Raw genomic sequence first — 21,191 nt, 5'->3', positions numbered from 1 at the left:
GGACCCCCCGACGGGGTCCCACCGGGTTTCCCCGGCGGGACCACCGTTCGGGGGGTTTGTGCGTGAAGCGTGAGACTCGGGTGCGGGCGCGTCCCGGTTGCCCGGCGCGGCGCGCGCCCGGCCGTACGGTGGAGCGGTGACCGCCGAGCCGCCGACCAGCGACGACCCGTCCCAGCGCGGCGAGCAGTGGCACTCCACGACCTACGGGCGCCCCGCGCGCCGTCCCGCCCGGCCCCCCGCGGCCCAGGCGCCGGGTCGCGAGCAGCGGCTGGCGGACTTCTCCGCCGCCTCCGCACCCGCCCGGCCCGCGACCCCGGCGCCCGCGCGCCCGGCCCGCCCCGCGGCGCCGGGCGGACCCGCGCGCGGGTCCCGTCCGCTGCGCCGCCGCGCCGTGGTGCGCCGCCGGCGGCTCCTCGCGGCGGTGGCGGTCCTCCTCGTCCTGGCCGTCGCCTACCCCTCCGCGCTGGCCTGGCGCGGCTGGTCCTCGGTGCAGCAGGTGGCGGCGGCGTCCACCGGTGAGCGGCCGGCCGCGACGCCGGGCACGACGTACCTCATCGTCGGCAGCGACTCCCGCGACGGCCTGACCCCGGAGGAGATCGCGGAGTACTCCGCGGGCGGGGACGACATCGCCGGCCGGCGCACCGACACGATCATGCTGCTGCACGTCCCCGCCGGCGGCGGGCCGTCGGCGCTCATCAGCGTCCCCCGCGACTCCTACGTCCCGATCCCCGGCCACGACAGCAACAAGATCAACGCCGCGTACGCCATCGGCGGCGCGCCGCTGCTCACCGAGACCGTCGAGAACGTGTCCGGCCTGCGGGTCGACCACTACGTCGAGACCGGTTTCGGGGGTTTCGCCCGGATCGTCGACGCCGTCGGCGGGGTGGAGATGTGCCCCGCGCAGGCCGTGGACGACGTGCGCGCCGGGCTCGACATCCAGGCCGGGTGCCAGGAGATGGGCGGGGCGACCGCCCTGGGCTACGCGCGGTACCGCTACTCCGACGTCCAGGGCGACCTCGGCCGGGCCGTCCGCCAGCGCGAGCTCCTCGCCGCCATCACGGCGAAGGCCGCGAGCCCCGCGACCCTGCTGAACCCGTTCCGGGCGTTCCCGCTGGCCTCCTCCGGGGGTTCCGCGGTGACCCTCGACGAGGAGGCCTCGCTGCCCGACCTGGTGGGGTTCCTGCGCGGCATGCGGGCGGCCTCGGGCGCGGACGGGATCTCCATGACCGTCCCCGTCGCCGACCCGAACCTGCGGACCTCCCACGGGCTGGCCGTGAAGTGGGACACCGCCCGCGCGCTGGAGATGTTCGAGGACCTCAAGCGGGACGACACCGAGGCCCTGCGCTCGCTGACCGCCTGAGCGTCGCGCCCGGGGTCGCGGCGGGGGCGGGCAGCAGGACGCCCCGCCGACCGGGACGGTCGACGGGGCGTCCTCGCTGGAGGGAGGGTCAGAAGGCGGAGACCGCCCGCTGCGCGTCCACGACCCCCTCGCCGTAGAAGCCGTTGTCGTCGGCGGGGCCGGCGCAGGTGGCGGTCGAGACGAGCTCACCCGCGGTGGCCGAGTAGCGCCGGTAGGTGAACTCCGCCGGCACCGGGCACGCGGTGTCGGTCGCGGTCCCCAGCAGGATCGCCTCGGTGACGTCCGGGTCGAGCGTCAGGGTCCCCCGGTGGGCCGGGTCGCGCTTCCCGTACTCGCTGACGATGAGCGCCGCGACCCCCGCGGCGTGCGGGGCGGCCATCGAGGTGCCCTGGGAGTACTGGTAGTAGGCGCTCTTCCCGTCCTCCGTGATCTCCCGGATGACGGAGGGCAGGGTGGGCTCGCCGTTCTCGTCGATGGCGCCCTCGGCGACGGCGACGTTCTCCGGGTAGGCCCCGAGCACCTGGGCGGCGGGGGACACGCGGCCGTTGGGGGTGTCGTAGGCGTCACCGCCGGGGGCGGCGACGTCGGACTGCTCGGTGCCGTAGTTGGAGTAGTACGCCTTGCGGCCCGAGGGGCCGGTGGAGTTCACCGTCACCACGCCGTTGCTCTCCGCCGGGACGTCGAGGCAGGTGGCGTTGTCGATCGTGCGCTCGCGCGCGTCGGCGGGGTTGCCCTCCTCGTCGAGCGGGTAGTTCGGGCTGGAGGTGTCCACCCCCGGCGCGCCGAGGTCGGTGGCCCCGTTGCCGGACGCGGAGACCGGCAGGACGCCCTTGCTGCGCGCGTAGTCGATCGCGCGCTGCACGGCTTCGATGGTGATGCGCTGCTGCTGCTGCTCGGCGGGCGAGTCCGCCGGGTTCGCCCGGCAGTTGTAGAGCCACGGGTCGACGTAGAAGCTCATGTTGATGACGTCGACGCCGGCGTCGCCCGCGTAGGTGATGGCGTCGAGGACGGGCTGCAGGAAGAAGTAGCCGGAGTCCTGGCCCGCGCGCAGGTTCACCAGGTTCACGTTCGGCGCGACCCCGGCGATGCCGATGCCGTTGATCGGGGAACCGATGCTGCTGGCGACGTGGGTGCCGTGCCCGCCCTCGTCGACGTCGGCCGGGTCGACGCAACCCTCGACCTCGCAGGGGCCGTCGATGTCGGGCAGGTCGGTGACGAAGTTGCGGCTGAGCTCGGCGTCGAAGTTCGGCGCGATGTCCGGGTGGGAACCGTCGACCCCGGTGTCGATGACCCCGACGCTGACCTTCTTGCTGCCCGGCTGCGTGCGGTAGGTGCCTTCCGCGGTGGCGCCGATGGCGCGCATGTCCCACTGCAGGGAGGCCAGGGGTTCTTCGGTGGGTTTGCGGGCCGCGAGCGCCTTGAGCGACACGTTCCCCCCGGTCCCGGCGAGTTCGGCGGCGCTGAGCCGTTCGACGGCGTCGTCCTCGTCGACGGCGTCCTTCGGCGCGGCGCCGATGGTGCGGTTGGCCGCGGCGCCGACGAGCCCGGCGGCGGCGCCGGCCTTCTCGGCGAAGTCCGCGGCGGTGCTGGTGACGACGGCGTAGCCGACCTCGGCGTTGCTGGAGAGCACGGTGCCGCCGGCGGCGGCGATGGCCGCGCGGGCGAGGACGTCGCTGGTGCCGACGTCGTAGAGCACGACGTAGTCGGTGGGAGCGGTGGTCGCTCCCGTGGCGGTGCGGGTGGTGGGAGCGGTGGTCTCGGCGAACGACGACTGCGTCACCGCGAGGGTCGTGGCGAGGAGCGCGGTGCTCATCGCGGCCGAGAGGACGATCTTGCGCACGTGGCCTCCTGCTTCGATGGACGAACCAGGCCGAGTGTGGTGCTCAGAGTGCTCACAGACAAGGGTTTCGCCTGGACGATCTGTGACTTGCGGGTCACAGGAAGTCGTGGGATGGGCCGTCAGCGGCGCGCGAGACCGAGCAGCACGTCCAGCAGCCGCTTCCCGTCCACCCGCAACCCGTCGTGCTGGTACTCGTTCGTCACGAACGTGCGGGCCCCGCGGATCGCGGTTGCGGTGGCCCTCGAGAACTCGTACGGCACGAACATGTCGTCGACGTAGACCGCGGCCGCGACGGGGACGGTGTTCTCCGCCAGCACGTCGGCGTCGTACAGCGGGGGCAGGTCGGGGTCGGCGGCGAGCAGGTCCGCCGCCGCGCGCAGCGGCACCAGCGCCGGGTCCTCCTCGAACTGCCAGGGGTAGACGTGCTCACCGGTGAACCGGAACCCCGGCGCGTCGAGGGCGAACGCGGGGAACTCCGCGCGCACCCGGTGCGCCGCCCAGTCCGTCGCGGACCCCTGCGCGTAGATGCTCTCGTGCAGCAGCGCGTACAGCGGGTGCGCGGCGAACGACACCCGCCGCCCCACCTCCAGCAGGAACCGCTCGCGCAGGCGGCGTTCCCCGCGGACCGTCGTGAACGGGTCCTCCAGCGCGAAGTGCAGACCGTCGAAACCCGTCGCCTGACCCAGCGCGATGCCGATCGTCCGGAACCGCCGCGACGACAGCCGCTCCCCCGTGGGCAGGAACTCCTCCACCCCGTCGAGGTGGTCCGCCACCTGCTGCGCCACGGCGAGGTCGCGCGGGTAGCGCACGGAGAACTCCTCGTTGCGCAGCGCGGTCTGCGCGTACGTGGCCCGGTACACGTCGTCCGCGCTCGTCGCGATCCCCGGCAACCCGGCGGTGATGAGCACCTCGCGCAGCCCGTGCGGGGCCTGCGACAGGTAGGTCGTCAGGCAGAACCCGCCGTAGCTCTGCCCCAGCGCGGCCCAGGTGTCCCCGCCGAGGGCGTTCCGCAGCAGCTCGGCGTCGGCGACGATGGAGTCGGCGCGGAAGTGCGTCAGGTACCGCGCCTGCTCGGCGGGGGTGGCGAGCTCGGCGAGGCCCTGGCGGTCCAGCGGCGTCGAGCGCCCGGTGCCGCGCTGGTCCAGCAGCACGACGCGGAACTCCTCCAACGCCCGCTCCAGCCAGCCGCCGACGACGTCGGGCCGGTTCGCCGGGTGGCCCGGACCGCCCTGGAAGAACACCAGCCGCGGCGCCGCGCCCCTCCCGTCGCGCACGTACTCGCGGGCGAACACCTCGATGGTCCCGGGCGCCCGGCCGCGGTGGTCCAGGGGGACGGTCAGGACGTGCTCGTGGACGTCGTGGCCGTCGACGCGGTGGGACTCGGTGACGAGGGGGCTCACGCCCCGGACGCTACCCGCCGAACCCGACCCCGCCCCGGCGGGTCCGGGCGCGCAGCGTCGAGCCCTTCTCGTGCGCGGTCCGGCGCAGCCCGTCCTGGAACTGCACCATCCGCGCCCGCAGGCCGTCGTCGGCGGCGGCGAGGATCCGCACGGCGAGCAGCCCGGCGTTGCGGGCCCCGCCGATGGAGACCGTCGCGACGGGCACCCCGGCGGGCATCTGCACGATGGAGAGCAGCGAGTCCATGCCGTCGAGGTGGCGCAGCGGGACGGGGACGCCGATCACCGGCAGCGGGGTGACGCTGGCGAGCATGCCCGGCAGGTGCGCGGCCCCGCCGGCGCCGGCGATGACGACCCGCAGGCCGCGGTCGGCGGCGGTGGAACCCCAGGCGATCATCTCCTGCGGCATCCGGTGGGCGGAGACGACGTCGGCCTCGTACCCGACGCCGAACTCCTCCAGGGCCTTCGCGGCCTCCTCCATCACGGGCCAGTCGGAGTCGGAGCCCATGACCAGGCCCACGCGCACGTCGTCGGTGGTGCTCACTCGTCGATCTCCCCCGCGATGAAGGCCGCCGCGTGCCGGGCACGCGCGCGGACGGATTCCAGGTCGTCGCCGTGGACGGTGACGTGGCCGAGCTTGCGGCCCGGGCGCTGCTCCTTGCCGTACAGGTGCACCTTCACGCCCGGGTCGTGGGCCATGACGTGCAGGTAGGAGCGGTAGAGGTCCTCGTGGCGGGCCTCGATCTCGCGCGGTCCCAGGACGTTGACCATGACCGTCCACGGGGCGCGGGCGCGCGTCGAGCCCAGCGGCAGGTCCAGCACCGCGCGCAGGTGGTTCTCGAACTGGCTGGTCTCGGCGCCGTCGATGGTCCAGTGCCCGGAGTTGTGCGGGCGCATCGCGAGCTCGTTCACCAGCACGGTCGGGCGGCCGTCGCGGAGCACCTCGAACACCTCCACGGCCAGCACCCCGGTGACCCCGAGGCCGCCGGCGACGCGCAGGGCGACGTCGGTCAGGTGCGCGCCGAGCTCCTCGTCGAGGCCGGGGGCGGGGGCGGTGACCTCGTGGCAGACCCCGCCGCGCTGGACGGTCTCGACCACCGGCCACGCCGCGGCCTGGCCGGAGGGGCTGCGCACGACGAGGGCGGCGAGCTCGCGGGTGAAGGCGACGTGCTCCTCGGCCAGCAGCCCGCCGCGTCCGGCCCAGTCGGCCAGCCACGCCTCGGCCGTGCTCCAGGCCGGGTCCCCGGCGGAGTCCAGGACGAGGACGCCCTTGCCGTCGTACCCCCCGCGCGGGGTCTTCAGCACGACCGGCCAGCCGGCGCCGGCGGCGAAGGCCTCGACCGCGGCGCGGTCCCCGACCCGGGCCCAGCGCGGGCACGGGACCCCGAGCGCGGTGAGGCGCTCGCGCATGACGATCTTGTCCTGGGCGTGCACGAGGGCGTCCGCGCCCGGCTGCACGGAGGTGACCTCGGCCATGGCGCGCAGCCCCGCGGGGGGCACGTGCTCGTGGTCGAAGGTGACCGCGTCGCACTCGGAGGCGAAGGCGACCAGGGCCTCGAGGTCGTCGGCCGCGCCGACCGGCGCGGGGGTGATGACCTGGGCGGCGCTGGCGCCGGGCCCCTCGGCGAGGACCCGCAGCCGCAGGCCGAGCGCGATCGCCGGGGGCTGCATCATCCGGGCCAGCTGGCCGCCGCCGACGACGCCGACGACGGGGAACCCGCCGGGACGGGCGTAGGGCGCGGGGTCGGCCCGGGGGACCTCGGGCTGGGGCGTCGGGGGGACGAGGGTCGACACGTCAGCCGAGGGTAGGCCACCGCGGCCGTCCCGCCGCACCCGCGGCCCGCCGGGGTCCCGGGATGCCGCCCCGCCCGGGGTGGGTCACCCTGGGCGGACCGCGCCGCTCCCTGCGGGGCGCACCCACGGAAGGGGGAGTCCCGTTGCTCACCGTGCTCGCCTGCGTGACGCTCGTCGTCCTCGGGATCGTCGGGGCCGTGAAGATGGAGGACCACCTCGACCCGCGGGCGGACCGGTCCGAGACACGCGCCCGCTCCGAACGCTGATCGCCAGCCGGTTCCCAGCCTGACCCGTCAGACTGCGTGGCCGCGGCCACGAGCGGTCGTGATGACGGAGAGGGCGGGGACAGCAGCGTGAGCGCGAACGACCAGGGGCTGGTGCGCAGGCTGCGCAGCACCTACGAGGTGCTGGCCCGGGAGGCCGCGAAGTTCGGCATCGTCGGCGCGGTCGCCTTCGTCACCGACTTCGGCGTCTTCAACCTGCTGCGCTACGCGGGCCCCGACGGCGTGGGGGTCCTGCACCACAAGCCCCTCACCGCCAACGTGATCTCGACGGTCGTCAGCATCCTGGTGGCCTGGCTCGGGAACCGCTACTGGACCTTCCGCCACCGCCACCGGGCCTCGGCCCCGCGCGAGCTGGTGCTGTTCTTCGCCATGAACGGCGTGGGCCTGCTCATCTCCCTGGTCTGCCTGGGCTTCACCTACTACGTGCTGGACCTGCGCGGCCCGGTCGCCTCCAACGTCTCCGCGAAGATCGTCGGGGTCGCGCTCGGGACGCTGTTCCGCTGGTGGGCCTACCGCCGCTTCGTCTTCGTGGAGGAGCTGCGCGAGGAGGGCTGGGAGGCCCACCCCTCCCGCGGGGACGAGGAGCCCGGGTCGCCGTCGACCGCGGCGCAGACCGGGCCGGAGGAGCGCTCAGCGCCGGCGCAGGTGGACGACGTCGGCCGCCGAGAGGCTCGTCCGGGCGCCGCCTGAGCCCTCCACGACCAGCCGCCCCTCCTCGTCCACGTCCACGGCCAGCGCCTCGAGGACGGAGCCGTCGGGGAGGTGGGCGCGCACGTCCTGCCCGATCGTCGCGCTGAGCGCGCGGTAGTCGCCCAGCGGCGACTCCCCCGCCCCCCACGCGTCGACCCGGGCCCGCAGCGCCCGCAGGTAGCGCCGCAGCACGGTGTCGCGGTCGCAGCTGCGCGCCCCGGCCAGGGCCAGCGACGTCGCGGTGTCGACGGGCAGCTCCTCGGTGCGCAGCGAGACGTTGATCCCCGCGCCCAGGACGACCCGGGCCCCGCCGGCGCCGGTGCGGGCCTCGGCGAGGATCCCGCACACCTTGCCGGGGCGGTCCGGTCCCTCGACGAGGACGTCGTTGGGCCACTTCAGGCGGGTGCGGACCCCCAGCGCCTCCAGCGCGTCGACGGCCGCCAGCCCCGTGACCAGCGGCAGCAGCGACCACTCCGCGACGGGGCGCTGCGGGCGCAGCAGCACCGAGACCGCCAGGCCCGAGCGCGGCGGTGCGGACCAGGTCCGCCCGAGCCGGCCGCGGCCGCCGGTCTGGTGGTCGGCGACGAGCACGGCGCCGTCGGGGGCGTCCTCGTCGGCGAGCAGGTCGGCGTTGGTCGACCCGGTGCTCGCGACGACGTCGAGGCGCGACCAGGGGCCGGGCCCGACCAGCGCGCGCCGCAGCGCCGCGCTCCGCAGCGGGGGGCGCGCCAGGTCGTTCCAGGGGGTGTCCACGCCCCCACGCTACGCACCGGATTTCACCGCGGGGCCCCACCTGTGGTGAGGTGAGGCTCCCCTGCCCAACTACCCCGGAGTCGTCGTGCGCCCCAGCCGCCGAGCCCTGCTCGCCACCGTCCCCCTCGCCGCCCTCGCCGCCGCCTGCGGCTCCTCCGACGACGCCGCGAGCCCGGCCCCCGCCTCCACCGCCGGCACCGGCGGCACGGGCGGGGACACCTTCCCGGTGACGGTCGAGCACGCGCTGGGCTCCACCACGGTCCCGGCCGCCCCGACCCGGATCGTCTGCCTCGGCTGGGGCTCCCAGGACGTCGTGTGGGCGCTCGGCGGGCAGCCCGTCGGCGTCCCCGAGATCACCTACGGCGGAAACCCCGACGGCACCCTGCCCTGGTGGGAGGGCCACTTCGACGCGGCCGCGACGACGTTCCTGCCCAACCCCGACAGCGGCGAGGTCCCCTTCGAGCAGATCACCGCGCTGACCCCGGACCTCATCCTCGCCGTCTACTCCGGCATCACCGAGGCCGACTACGCGACCCTCTCGCAGATCGCCCCCACCGTCGGCTACCCCGACCAGCCGTGGCTGACGTCCTGGCAGGACCAGACCACGATGGTCGGCAAGGCCCTGGGGAAGTCCGCCGAGGCCGAGCGCCTGGTGGCCGACGCCGAGGCCGACCTGGCCGAGCGGGCGGCCGCGACGCCGTCGCTGGAGGGCAAGACGTTCAGCTACGTCTACGCCACCGAGGCGAACCTGTCGGTGTACCTGCCCGGCGACCCCCGCGTCGACACCCTGCACGCCCTCGGTCTCGTCGACGCCCCCGGCACCGCCGCCCTGGCCTCGGCGCAGGACGTCTTCTACACCGAGGTGGCCAAGGAGCGCGTCCGCGACGTCGACAGCGACCTCGTCGTCGGCTACGGCACCCTCACCCGCGACCAGCTGCGCGCCGACCCCGTCTACGCGACGATGCCCGCCGTGGCCTCCGACGCGGTCGCCTGGATCGACGACGAGCAGCTCGTCACCGCCACCTCCGCGACCCTGCTCAGCCTCCCCTGGGCGCTGGACCGGCTGGTGCCGCTGCTGGACGCCGCCGCGCGGGCCGCCGACGCCTCCTGACGCTGGTGCGGGGTGATCACCACCCCTAGGGTCGAGCGGTGCCCAGCATGGAACGGACCCCCACGGCGGTCGACGCGGTCGCCGAGGCCCACCTGGAGACGGTGCTGCGCCTGCAGCCCACCTTCGCCCTGAGCCTCGGCGTCCCCGACCCGGCGCCGGGACTGGGCGACCGCTCCCCCGCCGGGCTGGCCGAGGTCGCGGCGGCGAACCGCGCCACCCTCGCCGCGCTGGCCGCCACCCCCGCGGTCGACGACGTGGACCGGGTGACGGTCGCGGCGATGACCGACCGGCTGGGGTTGGAGGTCGCCCTGCACGAGGCGGGCGAGGACCTCGGCGACCTCAACGTCATCGCCTCCCCCGTGCAGGACCTGCGGATGGTCTTCGACCTGCTGCCCACCGACACCGGGGACGACTGGCAGGTCGTCACCGACCGCCTCGCCGCGGTCCCCGCCGCCGTCGCCGGCTACGTCGAGAGCCTGCGCGCGGCGGCCGCGGCGGGCCGGGTCGCGGCCGTGCGCCAGGTCGAGGCCTGCCTGGCCGAGGCGGGCGCGAACGCCGCCCCGGACGGGTTCTTCACCACCTTCCCCGCCGGTCGCGGGCCGGCCGCCGAAGCGGCCGGGGCCCTCGCGGCCCGCGCCTACGCCGAGCTCGCGGGGTTCCTGCGCACCGAGCTGCTGCCGCAGGCCCCCGCCGTCGACGCCGTCGGCCGGGACCGGTACGCGCTGTGGTCGCGCCACCACGTCGGCGCCGCGATCGACCTCGACGAGACCTACGCCTGGGGCCTGGAGGAGGTCGCCCGGCTGCGGGCCGAGATGGCCGGGGTGGCGCACGGGATCACCGGGTCCGGCGACGTCGCCGCGGCCGCCGCCGCCCTCGACGCCGACCCCGCCCTCGTCGTCGAGGGCGCGGCGAACTTCCGCGACTGGATGCAGGACCGCTCCGACGCGACCACCGAGGCCCTGCGCGGCGTGCACTTCGACATCCCGCCGGAGGTCCTGCGGCTGGAGTGCCGGATCGCGCCGACGACGAGCGGCGGGATCTACTACACCGGCCCCAGCGAGGACTTCTCCCGCCCGGGCCGGATGTGGTGGGCCGTGCCGCCGGGGCAGACGACGTTCTCGACGTGGCGCGAGGCCACGACGGTCCACCACGAGGGCGTCCCCGGCCACCACCTGCAGATCGGGCAGACGGCCGTGAACAGCGGCGTCCTGAACCGCTGGCGCCGCCAGGCGTGCTGGATCTCCGGCCACGGCGAGGGCTGGGCCCTCTACGCCGAGCGGCTCATGCAGGACCTCGGGTTCCTGCGCGGCCCCGGGGAGGTCCTCGGGATGCTCGACGGGCAGCTGCTGCGCGCCGGCCGCGTGGTCCTCGACGTCGGGGTCCACTGCGGGCTGCCCGCCCCCGCCGAGGTCGGCGGCGGGGCGTGGACGTACGAGAAGGCGTGGGCGTACCTGACGTCGGTCTCGGGCAACCACCCCGACGTCCTGCGCTTCGAGCTCGACCGCTACCTCGGGTGGCCCGGGCAGGCCCCGAGCTACAAGGTCGGCGAGCGGCTGTGGTCGGCGCTGCGCGACGACGTCGCCGCCCGCGAGGGCGCCTCCTTCGACCTGCGGTCCTTCCACCGCCGGGCCCTGGACGTCGGTTCCGTCGGCCTCGACGTCCTGCGCTCCGCCCTGCTCCCCTGAGGGGCGGGGGCCCGGTGGGGGCGTGGAACCATGACGGCGTGACGTCGCTGCTGCTCGCCTCCGCCTCCCCCGCCCGCCTGGCCACCCTCCGCGCCGCCGGCCTGGACCCGCACGTGCTCGTCTCCGGCGTCGACGAGCCGGCCGTCGTCGAGCGCTACGGCGTCACCGACGCCGAGGACGTCTGCCTCGTGCTGGCCAAGGCCAAGGCCGAGGCCGTCGCCGGCTCCGAGGAGGTGCCCGAGGACGCGCTGGTCCTGGGCTGCGACTCCGTGCTCGCCTTCGACGGCGGCGAGGGGGTCGAGGTCCTGGGCAAGCCCGCCGACGCCGCCGACGCCACCGCCCGCTGGAGGGCGATGCGCGGGCGCAGCGGGGTCCTGCACACCGGCCACTGGCTGATCGACGTCCGCGACCCCGCCGAGGGCGGTTCCGGGGCGACCCTGGGCGGGGTGGCGAGCGTCACCGTCCACTTCGCCGACGTCTCCGACGCCGAGGTCGAGGCCTACGTCGCCACCGGCGAGCCGCTGGCCGTGGCCGGCGCCTTCACCCTCGACGGGCTCGGCGGGGCGTTCGTGCGCGGCGTCGAGGGCGATCCGCACGCCGTCGTCGGGGTGTCCCTGCCCCTGGTGCGCGACCTCGCCCGGGAGGCCGGGGTGCTCTGGACCGACTTGTGGGCGCCGCGCGGGTAGTCCGCGGGTAGTCTCAGCCCTCGCCCGCCACCTCTCGTTCATCGGAGACGCCCCATGACCTCCCCCGAGCCGCCCACCGAGTCGACTCCGGTCGCGGGGCGGGTGACGGGTCCGGTGACCAAGGTCCTCGTCGCCAACCGGGGCGAGATCGCGGTGCGCGTGGTGCGCGCCGCGCGCGACGCGGGCCTGCAGTCGGTGGCGGTGTACTCCGAGGGCGACCGCGACGCGCTGCACGTGCGCGCGGCCGACGAGGCCTACGCCCTGGGCGGCACGAGCGCCAAGGACTCCTACCTCGACGCCGGCAAGATCGTCGAGGTCGCGCTGCGCTCCGGCGCCGACGCCGTGCACCCCGGCTACGGGTTCCTCTCCGAGAACGCCGCCTTCGCGCAGGCCGTCATGGACGCGGGCCTGACCTGGATCGGTCCCCCGCCGGCGGCGATCGAGGCGCTGGGCGACAAGGTCTCCGCCCGCCACCTCGCCGCCCGCGCCGGCGCGCCGCTGGTGGCCGGCACCCCCGACCCGGTCTCCGGCCCCGAGGAGGTGCTCGCCTTCGCCGACGAGCACGGGCTGCCCATCGCGATCAAGGCGGCGTTCGGCGGCGGGGGCCGCGGGCTGAAGGTGGCCCGCGAGCGCGAGAAGGTCGCCGAGCTCTTCGCCTCCGCCGTGCGCGAGGCCGAGGCCGCCTTCGGGCGCGGCGAGTGCTTCGTGGAGCGCTACCTGGACCGTCCCCGCCACGTGGAGACCCAGGTCCTGGCCGACGCCCACGGCGGCGCCGTCGTCGTCTCCACCCGCGACTGCTCCCTGCAGCGGCGCCACCAGAAGCTCGTCGAGGAGGCCCCCGCGCCGTTCCTCACCCCCGAGCAGGACGCCGAGCTGCGCCGGGCGAGCCTGGCCATCGTCCGCGAGGCCGGCTACGTGGGGGCGGGCACGGTGGAGTTCCTCGTCGCCGCCGACGGCACCCTGGCCTTCCTCGAGGTGAACACCCGCCTGCAGGTGGAGCACCCGGTGACCGAGGAGGTCAGCGGCCTGGACCTCGTGGTGGAGCAGTTCCGCATCGCCCGTGGTGAGCACCTGGGCTACACCGAGGTCGCCACCCGCGGGCACTCCATCGAGTTCCGCATCAACGGCGAGGACCCGAGCGCGAACTTCCTGCCCCGCCCGGGCAAGCTGACCCGCTTCTCGCTGCCCTCCGGGCCCGGGGTCCGCGTCGACACCGGCATCGACCCGCGGGCCGCGGCCGTGAACGGCGGGGTGGAGATCTCCCAGGACTTCGACTCGCTGCTGGCCAAGCTCATCGTGACCGGCGCCACCCGCGAGCAGGCCCTGGCCCGCGCGGCCCGCGCCCTGGGCGAGTTCGTCGTCGAGGGCGTCCCGACGGTCCTGCCCTTCCACCGCGCCGTCGTCGCCGACCCGGCCTTCGCCGCGGCGAAGCCGGAGGACTTCACCGTCCACACCCGCTGGATCGAGACCGACTTCGACGCCTCCGCGCTGCCCGGTGCGGGCGCGCTGGAGGCCGGCGGGGAGGCCCAGCACCGGGAGACGATCGTCGTGGAGGTCGCGGGCAAGCGCCTGGAGGTGTCCTTCCCCGTGGAGCAGCTCAACGCGCAGCTCTCCCGCGCCGGTCAGGAGATCTCCCGGGCGGGGGTCGCCACCGGCGCCGCGGTGGCCCGCGCCTACCGCTCGGCCACCCACCGCGGCGGCCGGGGCAAGGGCAAGGCCGGCGGCGGCTCGGTGGGCAACCCCGACGCCCTCGTCGCCCCCATGCAGGGCACGATCGTCAAGATCGAGGTCGCCGAGGGCGACGTCGTGACCGAGGGGCAGCTCGTCGCGGTGCTGGAGGCCATGAAGATGGAGCAGCCGCTGCTGGCCCACAAGGCCGGGACCGTGACGGGGCTGACCGCCGCGCAGGGCGACACCACCACCACCGGCACCGTGATCTGCGAGATCGTCAGCGCCTGAGGACCGGCACCGGGGCGACGGGGCGACCCGCCGGCCTCACTGCGGCTCGACCGCGCCCGCCGTCTGGTTCCCGCAGCCGACGGTGCGCGCGTTCGTGACCCGCGGGTCGTCGGCGCCGACGCCCTCGGCGACGACCGTGGTCCCGCCGTTGACCGCCCGGCGGCCGGAGTCCTCCAGCTGCACCGCGGTCCGGGTGACGCGGAAGGTCCCGCCGCCGGTGTCGATGGCGTTCAGCCCGACGAGGGAGAGGTCCTCCTCGTCGCCGCCGGCCACGCACCCCACCCCGGTGCCGTAGCCGGTGAACCCGAGGTCGAACGCGTACGGCTCGCCCCGCTGGTCCAGCGTGGGCACCAGCCCGCAGTCGACGACGGCGTAGAGGGCGACGGAGCGGCCGGTGTTGAGCAGGACGATCGCCGGCCCGGCGGGCTGCAGCTTCTGCCCGAGGGCGGAGGCGGCCTGCGGGGCGGCGCTGGTGAAGACGGTGGAGAACGTCGCCCCGGTGGCGGTCGTGATCCCCAGGGTCCGCTCGGGGGTGGCGGCCAGCCAGACGGTGTCGGCCTCGCCGTCGAGGTCGACGTCGCCGGTGGTCGCCGTGCCCGCCCCGGCGGGGACCGTGGCCGCGTTCGCGGGGCAGCCGTTGCCGCCGCCGGCGCCCACGCCGTCGGGGATCCCGTCGGCGCCGGTGGAGGGGGTGCCCGCCGCGGTGGTGCTCGCGGGGCCGGACGCGGTGCCGGCCGCCGAGCCGGACGTCGAGCTGGACGTGGCGGCCGCGCCGGTGGTGCCGTCGGTGTCCCCGCAGGCGGTGAGGACGGCCGAGAACGACAGCAGCGACGCGGCGGAGACGACGAGGGCGCGGGAGGACCGGGTGATCACCCCAGGCACCTTAGGCACCGCGGCCGCCCCGGGGCCAACCGAGGGTCACCGCGTGGTGACGCGGACGTCCCCGGCCGTGCTGGAGACGCGCAGCTCGCGGACGTCGCCGCCGCCGTCGCCGAGGGGGACCTCGACGGAGCGCTCGCCCAGCAGCGCCTCCCCGCTCACCCGGTAGGTCGCGCCGTCCGGGGGGACGACGACCTCGACGTCACCGCCCACCGACTCCACCGCGGCGGAGGCGAACGCCCCGGCGAGGTCGACGTCGCCGACGGCGCGCACGTCGAGGTCGCGCCCGGCGGGCACGGTGAGGGTCCAGTCGGCGGAGCAGGGCGAGGGCCAGCCCACCCCCGCGCAGGAGGAGGCGAGGACCAGCACCCCGTCGCGCTCGCGCAGGCTCCAGGTGGGTTCCTGCAGACCGCGCACGACCTCGCCGCGCGCGCTGACGCGGTCGGCGCCGGGGTCGGCGACGACGCGCACGTCGCCGCTGGCGGACTCCACCGCGATCCGCTGCGGCGGGTCGTCCACCGCGGCCCGGGCGGTGGTCTCCAGCGAGGCCACCTGCCCCAGCGTCGAGACCGTCCCCGCGCTGAGGACGAGGGCGACCAGGACGCTGAGCGCCACCTTCCCGCCGCTCACCGCGACGCCCCCTCGAGGTGGTGCAGCACGGCCAGCACGCGGCGGTGGTCGTCACCGTCGGTGGGCAGGTCGAGCTTCGCGAAGATGTTGGACACGTGCTTCTCCACCGCCTTCTCCGTCACCACGAGCTCCGCGGCGATCGCCTTGTTCGAGCGTCCCTGCGCCATGTGGCGCAGGACCTCCGTCTCCCGGGGGGTGAGCCGGGCCAGCGGGTCGTCGCGGCGGGCGCGGGCCAGGAGCTGCCCCACCACCTCCGGGTCGACGGCGCTGCCCCCGGCCGCCACCCGCCGCAGGTCGTCGATGAACTGCCCGACGTCGGCGACGCGGTCCTTCAGCAGGTAGCCGACCCCGCGGGAGCCGGCGGAGAGCAGCTCCCCGGCGTACTTCTCCTCCACGTACTGCGACAGCACCAGCACCGAGGTGCCCGGGTGCTGGGAGCGGATGACGACCGCGGCGCGGATCCCCTCGTCGGTGAACGTGGGGGGCATCCGCACGTCGACCAGCGCCAGGTCGGGGGCGAGCCGGGCGACGGCCTCCAGCAGCGCCTCCCCGGTGTCGACGGCGGCGACGACGTCGACGTCCTCGGTGGCGAGGAGGCTGGTGAGCCCCTCGCGCAGCAGCACGGAGTCCTCGGCGAGGACCACCCGCAGGCGCGGCGCGCCCGTCTCAGCGCTCACGGGTCACCTCCGGGAAGCCGGGCAGGCCGGCGTCGACCTCGGTCGGGCCACCGGGGGGCGAGTCGACGCGCAGCCACCCGTCGACGGCGCCGAGGCGGTCGGCGAGGCCGGTCAGCCCCGACCCCCCGCCGCTGCGGGCCCCGCCGACCCCGTCGTCGCTCACCCGCACCCGCAGCTGCGTCCCCTCCCGCCACACCCGCACCCGCGCGGAGGAGGCCCGGGCGTGCTTGGCGACGTTGGTGAGCGCCTCGGAGACGCAGAAGTACGCGATCGCCTCGGCCGCGGGGACGGGCCGGGTCTCCAGCCGGACCTCGACGGTGACGGGCAGGGGCGCGGCGGCGGCGAGGCCGGACAGCGCCGCGTCCAGGCCGCGGTCGGTGAGGACGGGCGGCACGATGCCCCGCGCCACCGAGCGCATGTCGGTGATGGCCTCGCGGGCGTTGCCCTGCGCGGCCTGCAGGAACCCGCTGACGTCGGCCTGCGGGTCGCGCTCCAGGGCCCGCCGGGCCATCCCCAGCTGCAGGGCGACGGCGACGAGGCGCTGCTGGGGGCCGTCGTGCAGGTCGCGCTCGATGCGGCGGCGCTCGGCCTCCACGGAGTCGACGGTCCGCTCCCGGGTGGCCGTGAGCTTCTCGACCCGCTGCCGCAGGGCCCGCTGGGAGGTGCGGGGGGGCCGCAGCAGCGCCCGGCCGGCCGCCGCGCCCGGCGCCACGAGCAGCGGCGCCAGCAGCACCGCCGCGAGCGCCAGCAGCAGGCCCCCGGCGACGACGACGGGGTCGGGCAGCGGGACGGTCCCGGGGAGGCCGAAGGGCAGGTGCGCCCGGGCGCCGGTGGTGCCGAGGACCCGGTCGAGGACGAGCGGGGCGAGGGCGAGGGCGAGGCCCGCGGAGACCAGCGCGACGAGGACGCCCCCCGCGAGGGCCCCGAGGGTGCAGACGAGGAGGAGGTGGGCGCTGGTGCGCCACACGACGACGTCGCCCAGGCCGTCGGGCACGACGCGGCGCAGCGTCAGCGGGCGCCGGCCGGGGGCCTCGACGCGGTGGCCGAGCAGGGAGGCGAGGCGCAGCCGTTCCAGCCGCCCCGCGGCGCCGGCCAGGGCGCGCCCGGCGAGCAGCAGCGGCAGCCCGGTCAGCAGCAGCGGGGTGAGGGCCGCGCCGAGCACGACGAGGAGGACGACGACGAGGTAGGGGCCGAGCAGCAGCAGGCTGGTGACGCCGTGGCACAGCGCCCACCAGCACCGGCCCCAGGGGACGGGTGCCGGGGAGGGGGAGCCTGCGGGGGACATGCCGACGACCCTAGGGAAGGCAGCCACCCCGCCGACACCGGGTGATCTCCCCGGTCGGGGGTGGGGTTGTCCCCACCTTCCCCTCCGGTCCGCGCAGGACTACCGTTGGTGACGACGACGGCGTCACCGACGGAGGTGGTTCCCGTGCGCGCAGCAGCCGCGGCCGGTGCCCTGCTCGCCCTCACGTCCCTCGGCGGGGGAGGTCCCGCGGTCGCGGCCGTCCCCCGCGCGAGCGTCGTCCCCTGCGGGGCGGTCCTCACCGCCGACGTCCGGCTCGCCGCCGACGTCGTCTGCCCGGGCGGCCCCGGGATCGTGCTGGCCGCCGACGGGGTGGAGCTGAACCTCAACGGCCACCGGCTGGTCGGGCCGGGGCTGCGCTTCGGCCCCACCGGGGTCGAGGTCGCCGCCGAGGGCGTCGTGGTCCGCAACGGCCGGATCAGCGGCTGGGGGGTCGGGGTGTCCGCCGGGAGCGAGGTCGACCAGCCGGGCGAACCGCGGCCGGTGTCCGGGACGGTGCGCGAGGTGCGGCTGGACGGGAACCGCAAGGGGGTCGAGGCCCGGGTCGCCGGGGACCTCGCGGTGCGCGGCAGCCGCCTCGACGGCAACGGCTGGGGCGGCTCGGCCTACGTCGGTTCCCGCCTCCTCGTCGAGCGCTCCACCGTGGAGCGCAACGAGCGGGGCCTGCACGGCTTCGCCAACGCCGACGGCGGCTTCGCGGTGCGCGAGAGCCTGGTGCGCTCCAACGGGACGGGCATCGGCTGCGACCAGGACGCCGACGTCAGCGTGACCGGGACGACGGTGCAGCGCAACGGGACCGGTCTCGACGTGTCGCAGTGCTCCGCGGTGGTCGAGGGGTCGCGGTTCGTGTGGAACGCCCGGCACGTCAGCGCGTACCTGCTGGAGGGGGACGTCCTGGCGGTCCGCTGCACGAGCTTCACCCGCGACGGCGGGCCGGTGGGGGTCCCCCTCGAACCCTGCTGACCCCGGCCCCCGCCCGGCCCCTGGCCGTCGTGGTCGGTCACTCCGCCATGACGTGCAGCTGCCGGGCGGCCTCGGCGAGCGAGCCCGACAGCGAGGGGTAGACGGTGAACGCGTGCGCGACGTCGTCGACGTTGAGCCGCTTCTCCACCGCCAGCGTCACCGGGAAGATGAGCTCACTCGCCCGGGGGGCGACGACGACCCCACCGATGACGGTGCCGGAACCCTTGCGGCAGAACAGCTTCACGAAGCCGTCGTGGATGCCGAGCATCTTGGCCCGGGCGTTGGTGGACAGCGGGAGCTTGACGATCTCGCCCTGCGCCTCGCCGGAGTCGATCTGGGCCTGGGTCCAGCCGACCGTCGCGATCTCCGGGGAGGTGAAGACGGTCGAGGACACCGAGCGCAGCTTCAGCGGGCCGACGCTGTCGCCGAGGGCGTGCCACATCGCGATGCGGCCCTGCATGGCCGCGACCGAGGCGAGGGGGAACACCCCGGTGCAGTCGCCGGCGGCGTAGACCCCGCGCGCGGAGGTCCGCGACACCTTGTCGACGTCGACGTGACCGGAGTCGGAGGTCCACACCCCCGCCTCCTCCAGCCCGATCCCGGCGGTGTTGGGGATCGCGCCGACGGCGACGATGCAGTGCGAGCCCTCGACGGTGCGCCCGTCGGACAGGGTGACGGTCACGGTGTCGCCGTGGCGCTCGACCTTCTCGGCCCGCGAGCGCGACAGGACGTCCATGCCGCGGCGGCGGAAGACGCCCTCGAGGACCTCGGCGGCGTCGGCGTCCTCCCCGGGCAGCACGCGGTCGCGGGAGGAGACGAGGGTGACGTGCGCGCCGAGGGCGTCGTAGGCGTTGGCGAACTCCGCGCCCGTCACCCCGGAGCCGACGACGATCAGGTGCTCGGGCAGCTCGGTCATGTCGTAGACCTGCTTCCAGGTCAGGATCCGCTCCCCGTCGGGCTGGGCGTCGGGCAGGGTGCGGGGGCTGGAGCCGGTGCTGAGGAGCACGATGTCGGCCTCCACGCGCGCCCCCTCGTCCTCGCCGTCGGTGACGACGACGGCCTGGGGGCCGTCGAGGGCGCCGCGCCCGGACAGGAGGCGCACGCCCTCCTTCTCCAGGCGGGCCCGCACGTCACCGGACTGCGCGGCGGCCAGCGCCTTGACGCGCTCGTTGACGCGGGCGAGGTCGACGGTCACCGCGCCGCGCGGTTCGGCGTCGGGGGTGGGGCCGCCGGGGAAGCGGACGCCGAGCTCGGCGGAGCCGCCGACGGTGGACATCAGCTCGGCGGTGGCGATGAGGGTCTTGGAGGGGACGACGTCGGTCAGCACGGTGGAGCCGCCGAGGCCGTCGCGCTCGACGACGGTGACGTCGGCCCCCAGCTGGGCCGCGACGAGGGCTGCTTCGTAGCCGCCGGGGCCCCCGCCGAGGATCGCGACGCGGGTGGCCTGGGCCTTCGGGGACGCACTGGTGGGACTCACCGCTCCATGCTCCCCTACCCTTTCCCTCCGTGCCCGCCTACGCCGCGTACGCGTCCAACCTCGATCCCGAAGCCATGGTGCGGAAGGCTCCGCACTCCCCGCTGCGCTCCACGGGGTGGCTGCCGGACTGGCGGCTGACCTTCGGCGGGGAGGACCGCAGCTGGCAGGGGCCGCTGGCCACGGTGGTGGAGGCGCCCGGGGACCAGGTCTACGTCGCGCTCTACGACGTGACCGAGGCCGACGAGGTCCGCCTCGACGCCTCGGAGGGCGTGGACGTCGGCCTGTTCCGCAAGGTCCGCGTCCGGGTGAAGACCCTCGACGGCGACGTGGTGGCCTGGACCTACGTCCTCGACGACTACGAGGGCGGGCTGCCCACCGCCCGCTACCTGGGGGGCCTGGCCGACGCGGCGGAGGCCGGCGGCGCGCCCCACGACTACGTGCTGAGCCTGCGCGCGCGCCCGTGCCGCTCCAACGACGCCTGACCCTAGGGTGACCCGGTGACCTCGCCCGCTGCCCCCGACGCCCGCGACCCCTTCACCCTGGCGGCGGAGTCCGCCGCCCGGCTGGCCGAGCTGAGCGGTGTCGCCCGCCACGACGTGGCCCTGGTCCTGGGCTCGGGCTGGGCCGCGGCGGCGGACCGCCTGGGGGAGACCGTCGCCGCACTGCCGGCCACCGACCTGCCCGGCTTCCTGCCCCCGGCCGTGGTCGGGCACGCGGGCACCGTCCGCTCGATCGCGGTCCCGCGGCCGGGGTCGGACCCGTTGCGCGCGCTGGTGCTGCCGCGGTCGCACTTCTACGAGGGGCACGGTGTGCGGGCCGTCGCGCACGGCGTGCGGGTGGCCGCGGCGGCGGGCTGCCGGACGATCGTGCTCACCAACGGCTGCGGCGGGCTCGACCCGGCGGTGCCACCGGGGTCGCCGGTGCTGATCTCGGACCACCTCAACCTCACCGGCGCCTCGCCCCTGGAGGGCGCGACGTTCGTCGACGTGACCGACCTGTACTCGACCCGGCTGCGCGGGCTCGCCCGCACGGTCGACCCGGACCTGGCCGAGGGCGTCTACGCCCAGTTCCGCGGTCCGCAGTACGAGACGCCGGCCGAGGTCCGGATGGCCGGGGTGCTGGGTGCCTCGCTGGTCGGGATGTCCACCGCGCTGGAGGCCGTCGCCGCGCGGCACGTGGGCCTGGAGGTCCTCGGGTTCTCCCTGGTCACCAACCTCGCCGCGGGGGTCTCGGACCGGCCGCTGTCGCACGAGGAGGTGCTGGAGGCCGGCCGCGACGCCGCCGGGCGGTGCGCGGACCTGCTGGCCGGGATCGTCCCGCTCCTCTGAGCACGGCGGGGCCGGCGCCGGTCACTCCACCGCGGAGGGCCAGCGGACCGTGATGGTCGTCGTCTCCTCGGTCTCCGAGGACTGCCAGGTGTGCTCGTCGCCGGGGAACCAGACGACGTAGTCCCCGGGCCGGCACAGGTGGGCCTCCCCCTCGCGGAAGACCAGCCGCTGCGACCCGGAGACGAGCACGACCAGGGAGGTCTGCGGTTCCGGGCCGCTCCAGCGGTCGTCGCGCGAACCCGGGGCCAGCCGGGCCCACTTGACCTCCACCTCGTCGCTGGTCAACGCGGGGACCCGGCCGGCCATGAAGCGCCCGAAGAACCACCCCCCGTCGTCGGCCCCGTCGAGGTCGGCGTTCCCCGCGTACCAGCTCAC

The 21,191-nt window shown here is 75.9% G+C and carries 21 protein-coding genes; 10 read left to right on the top strand and 11 right to left on the bottom strand.

Translation table 11 applies throughout. The annotated features are described in order from the left end of the window. Positions 1 to 136: 136 nt before the first annotated feature. Entirely contained in the window at positions 137 to 1,360 is a 1,224-nt protein-coding gene (locus KRAD_RS14385) for an LCP family protein (RefSeq protein WP_012086354.1), read from the top strand. A gap of 88 nt (positions 1,361 to 1,448) precedes the next feature. Here the strand turns inward: KRAD_RS14385 and KRAD_RS14380 are convergent, their stop codons facing one another. The 4 genes from KRAD_RS14380 to KRAD_RS14365 form a co-directional block, all read right to left on the bottom strand. Continuing rightward, positions 1,449 to 3,173, bottom strand: a complete 1,725-nt coding sequence (locus KRAD_RS14380) for a S8 family serine peptidase (RefSeq protein WP_157873901.1) — start codon at positions 3,171 to 3,173, stop codon at positions 1,449 to 1,451. A gap of 146 nt (positions 3,174 to 3,319) precedes the next feature. Next, positions 3,320 to 4,600, bottom strand: a complete 1,281-nt coding sequence (locus tag KRAD_RS14375) for an alpha/beta fold hydrolase (RefSeq protein ID WP_012086352.1) — start codon at positions 4,598 to 4,600, stop codon at positions 3,320 to 3,322. A 10-nt stretch (positions 4,601 to 4,610) separates the two neighbouring features. Further along, entirely contained in the window at positions 4,611 to 5,141 is a 531-nt protein-coding gene (purE, locus tag KRAD_RS14370; RefSeq protein ID WP_012086351.1) for a 5-(carboxyamino)imidazole ribonucleotide mutase, read from the bottom strand. Then, positions 5,138 to 6,391: a 5-(carboxyamino)imidazole ribonucleotide synthase gene (locus tag KRAD_RS14365; protein ID WP_083782070.1), complete on the bottom strand. Its 1,254-nt coding sequence runs from the start codon at positions 6,389 to 6,391 to the stop codon at positions 5,138 to 5,140. The genes purE and KRAD_RS14365 overlap by 4 nt, the downstream gene beginning before the upstream one ends. Before the next feature lie 143 nt (positions 6,392 to 6,534). On the opposite strand from KRAD_RS14365, the gene KRAD_RS27580 reads away from it, so the two are divergent. Both KRAD_RS27580 and KRAD_RS14360 read left to right on the top strand, forming a co-directional pair. Further along, on the top strand, positions 6,535 to 6,657 hold the full coding sequence (locus KRAD_RS27580; protein ID WP_260150660.1) for a hypothetical protein: 123 nt from the start codon (positions 6,535 to 6,537) through the stop codon (positions 6,655 to 6,657). Positions 6,658 to 6,744: 87 nt separating this feature from the next. Further along, positions 6,745 to 7,365, top strand: coding sequence for a GtrA family protein (locus KRAD_RS14360; RefSeq protein ID WP_012086348.1), 621 nt, complete (start codon positions 6,745 to 6,747; stop codon positions 7,363 to 7,365). Here KRAD_RS14360 and KRAD_RS14355 read toward each other — a convergent pair. Further along, complete coding sequence (locus tag KRAD_RS14355) at positions 7,306 to 8,118, bottom strand: biotin--[acetyl-CoA-carboxylase] ligase (RefSeq protein WP_012086347.1); 813 nt, start codon at positions 8,116 to 8,118, stop codon at positions 7,306 to 7,308. The two genes, KRAD_RS14360 and KRAD_RS14355, sit on opposite strands and share 60 nt — an antisense overlap. An 85-nt stretch (positions 8,119 to 8,203) precedes the next feature. Here KRAD_RS14355 and KRAD_RS14350 point away from each other — a divergent pair, with 85 nt between their 5' ends. From KRAD_RS14350 to KRAD_RS14335, 4 genes are all read left to right on the top strand, one after another. Further along, a complete protein-coding gene (locus KRAD_RS14350; protein WP_012086346.1) occupies positions 8,204 to 9,229 on the top strand; it encodes an iron-siderophore ABC transporter substrate-binding protein in 1,026 nt (341 codons plus the stop codon). A 47-nt stretch (positions 9,230 to 9,276) separates the two neighbouring features. Then, positions 9,277 to 10,914 (top strand): DUF885 domain-containing protein, encoded by a 1,638-nt coding sequence (locus tag KRAD_RS14345; protein ID WP_041292116.1) that lies wholly within the window; start codon positions 9,277 to 9,279, stop codon positions 10,912 to 10,914. A 38-nt stretch (positions 10,915 to 10,952) separates the two neighbouring features. Continuing rightward, positions 10,953 to 11,600: a Maf family protein gene (locus KRAD_RS14340; RefSeq protein WP_041292115.1), complete on the top strand. Its 648-nt coding sequence runs from the start codon at positions 10,953 to 10,955 to the stop codon at positions 11,598 to 11,600. Between the two features lie 114 nt (positions 11,601 to 11,714). After that, positions 11,715 to 13,559 (top strand): acetyl/propionyl/methylcrotonyl-CoA carboxylase subunit alpha, encoded by a 1,845-nt coding sequence (locus tag KRAD_RS14335; protein WP_041293251.1) that lies wholly within the window; start codon positions 11,715 to 11,717, stop codon positions 13,557 to 13,559. A gap of 36 nt (positions 13,560 to 13,595) precedes the next feature. On the opposite strand, the gene KRAD_RS24435 is transcribed toward KRAD_RS14335, so the two are convergent. Genes KRAD_RS24435 through KRAD_RS14315 form a run of 4 tightly spaced genes read right to left on the bottom strand, consistent with a single transcriptional unit; the run spans position 13,596 to position 17,030 of the window. After that, positions 13,596 to 14,432, bottom strand: coding sequence for a hypothetical protein (locus tag KRAD_RS24435; RefSeq protein WP_049821210.1), 837 nt, complete (start codon positions 14,430 to 14,432; stop codon positions 13,596 to 13,598). Positions 14,433 to 14,477: 45 nt separating this feature from the next. Beyond that, complete coding sequence (locus tag KRAD_RS14325; protein ID WP_012086341.1) at positions 14,478 to 15,068, bottom strand: hypothetical protein; 591 nt, start codon at positions 15,066 to 15,068, stop codon at positions 14,478 to 14,480. Further along, positions 15,065 to 15,718, bottom strand: a complete 654-nt coding sequence (locus KRAD_RS14320) for a response regulator (protein ID WP_041293249.1) — start codon at positions 15,716 to 15,718, stop codon at positions 15,065 to 15,067. The genes KRAD_RS14325 and KRAD_RS14320 overlap by 4 nt, the downstream gene beginning before the upstream one ends. A 16-nt stretch (positions 15,719 to 15,734) precedes the next feature. Then, a complete protein-coding gene (locus KRAD_RS14315; protein ID WP_012086339.1) occupies positions 15,735 to 17,030 on the bottom strand; it encodes a sensor histidine kinase in 1,296 nt (431 codons plus the stop codon). A gap of 144 nt (positions 17,031 to 17,174) precedes the next feature. Here KRAD_RS14315 and KRAD_RS14305 point away from each other — a divergent pair, with 144 nt between their 5' ends. Then, entirely contained in the window at positions 17,175 to 18,011 is an 837-nt protein-coding gene (locus tag KRAD_RS14305; RefSeq protein ID WP_012086338.1) for a right-handed parallel beta-helix repeat-containing protein, read from the top strand. 37 nt (positions 18,012 to 18,048) lie between these two features. On the opposite strand, the gene KRAD_RS14300 is transcribed toward KRAD_RS14305, so the two are convergent. Then, positions 18,049 to 19,488, bottom strand: coding sequence for an NAD(P)H-quinone dehydrogenase (locus KRAD_RS14300; protein WP_012086337.1), 1,440 nt, complete (start codon positions 19,486 to 19,488; stop codon positions 18,049 to 18,051). A 29-nt stretch (positions 19,489 to 19,517) separates the two neighbouring features. On the opposite strand from KRAD_RS14300, the gene KRAD_RS14295 reads away from it, so the two are divergent. Beyond that, on the top strand, positions 19,518 to 19,970 hold the full coding sequence (locus KRAD_RS14295) for a gamma-glutamylcyclotransferase family protein (protein ID WP_012086336.1): 453 nt from the start codon (positions 19,518 to 19,520) through the stop codon (positions 19,968 to 19,970). Positions 19,971 to 19,985: 15 nt separating this feature from the next. Beyond that, positions 19,986 to 20,816, top strand: coding sequence for a purine-nucleoside phosphorylase (locus KRAD_RS14290; protein WP_012086335.1), 831 nt, complete (start codon positions 19,986 to 19,988; stop codon positions 20,814 to 20,816). A 21-nt stretch (positions 20,817 to 20,837) separates the two neighbouring features. On the opposite strand, the gene KRAD_RS14285 is transcribed toward KRAD_RS14290, so the two are convergent. Further along, complete coding sequence (locus KRAD_RS14285) at positions 20,838 to 21,191, bottom strand: cupin domain-containing protein (RefSeq protein WP_012086334.1); 354 nt, start codon at positions 21,189 to 21,191, stop codon at positions 20,838 to 20,840.

It is taken from the genome of Kineococcus radiotolerans SRS30216 = ATCC BAA-149, assembly GCF_000017305.1.
GTDB lineage: Bacteria > Actinomycetota > Actinomycetes > Actinomycetales > Kineococcaceae > Kineococcus > Kineococcus radiotolerans.
This window is presented reverse-complemented; position numbering and strand designations above follow the sequence as displayed.

Excerpts from the sequence above, each read along its gene's own strand:
- KRAD_RS14315 (WP_012086339.1), bottom strand. The coding sequence starts at position 17,030 with ATGTCCCCCGCAGGCTCCCCCTCCCCGGCACCCGTCCCCTGGGGCCGG.
- KRAD_RS14345 (WP_041292116.1), top strand. The coding sequence starts at position 9,277 with ATGGAACGGACCCCCACGGCGGTCGACGCGGTCGCCGAGGCCCACCTG.
- KRAD_RS14380 (WP_157873901.1), bottom strand. The coding sequence starts at position 3,173 with ATGAGCACCGCGCTCCTCGCCACGACCCTCGCGGTGACGCAGTCGTCG.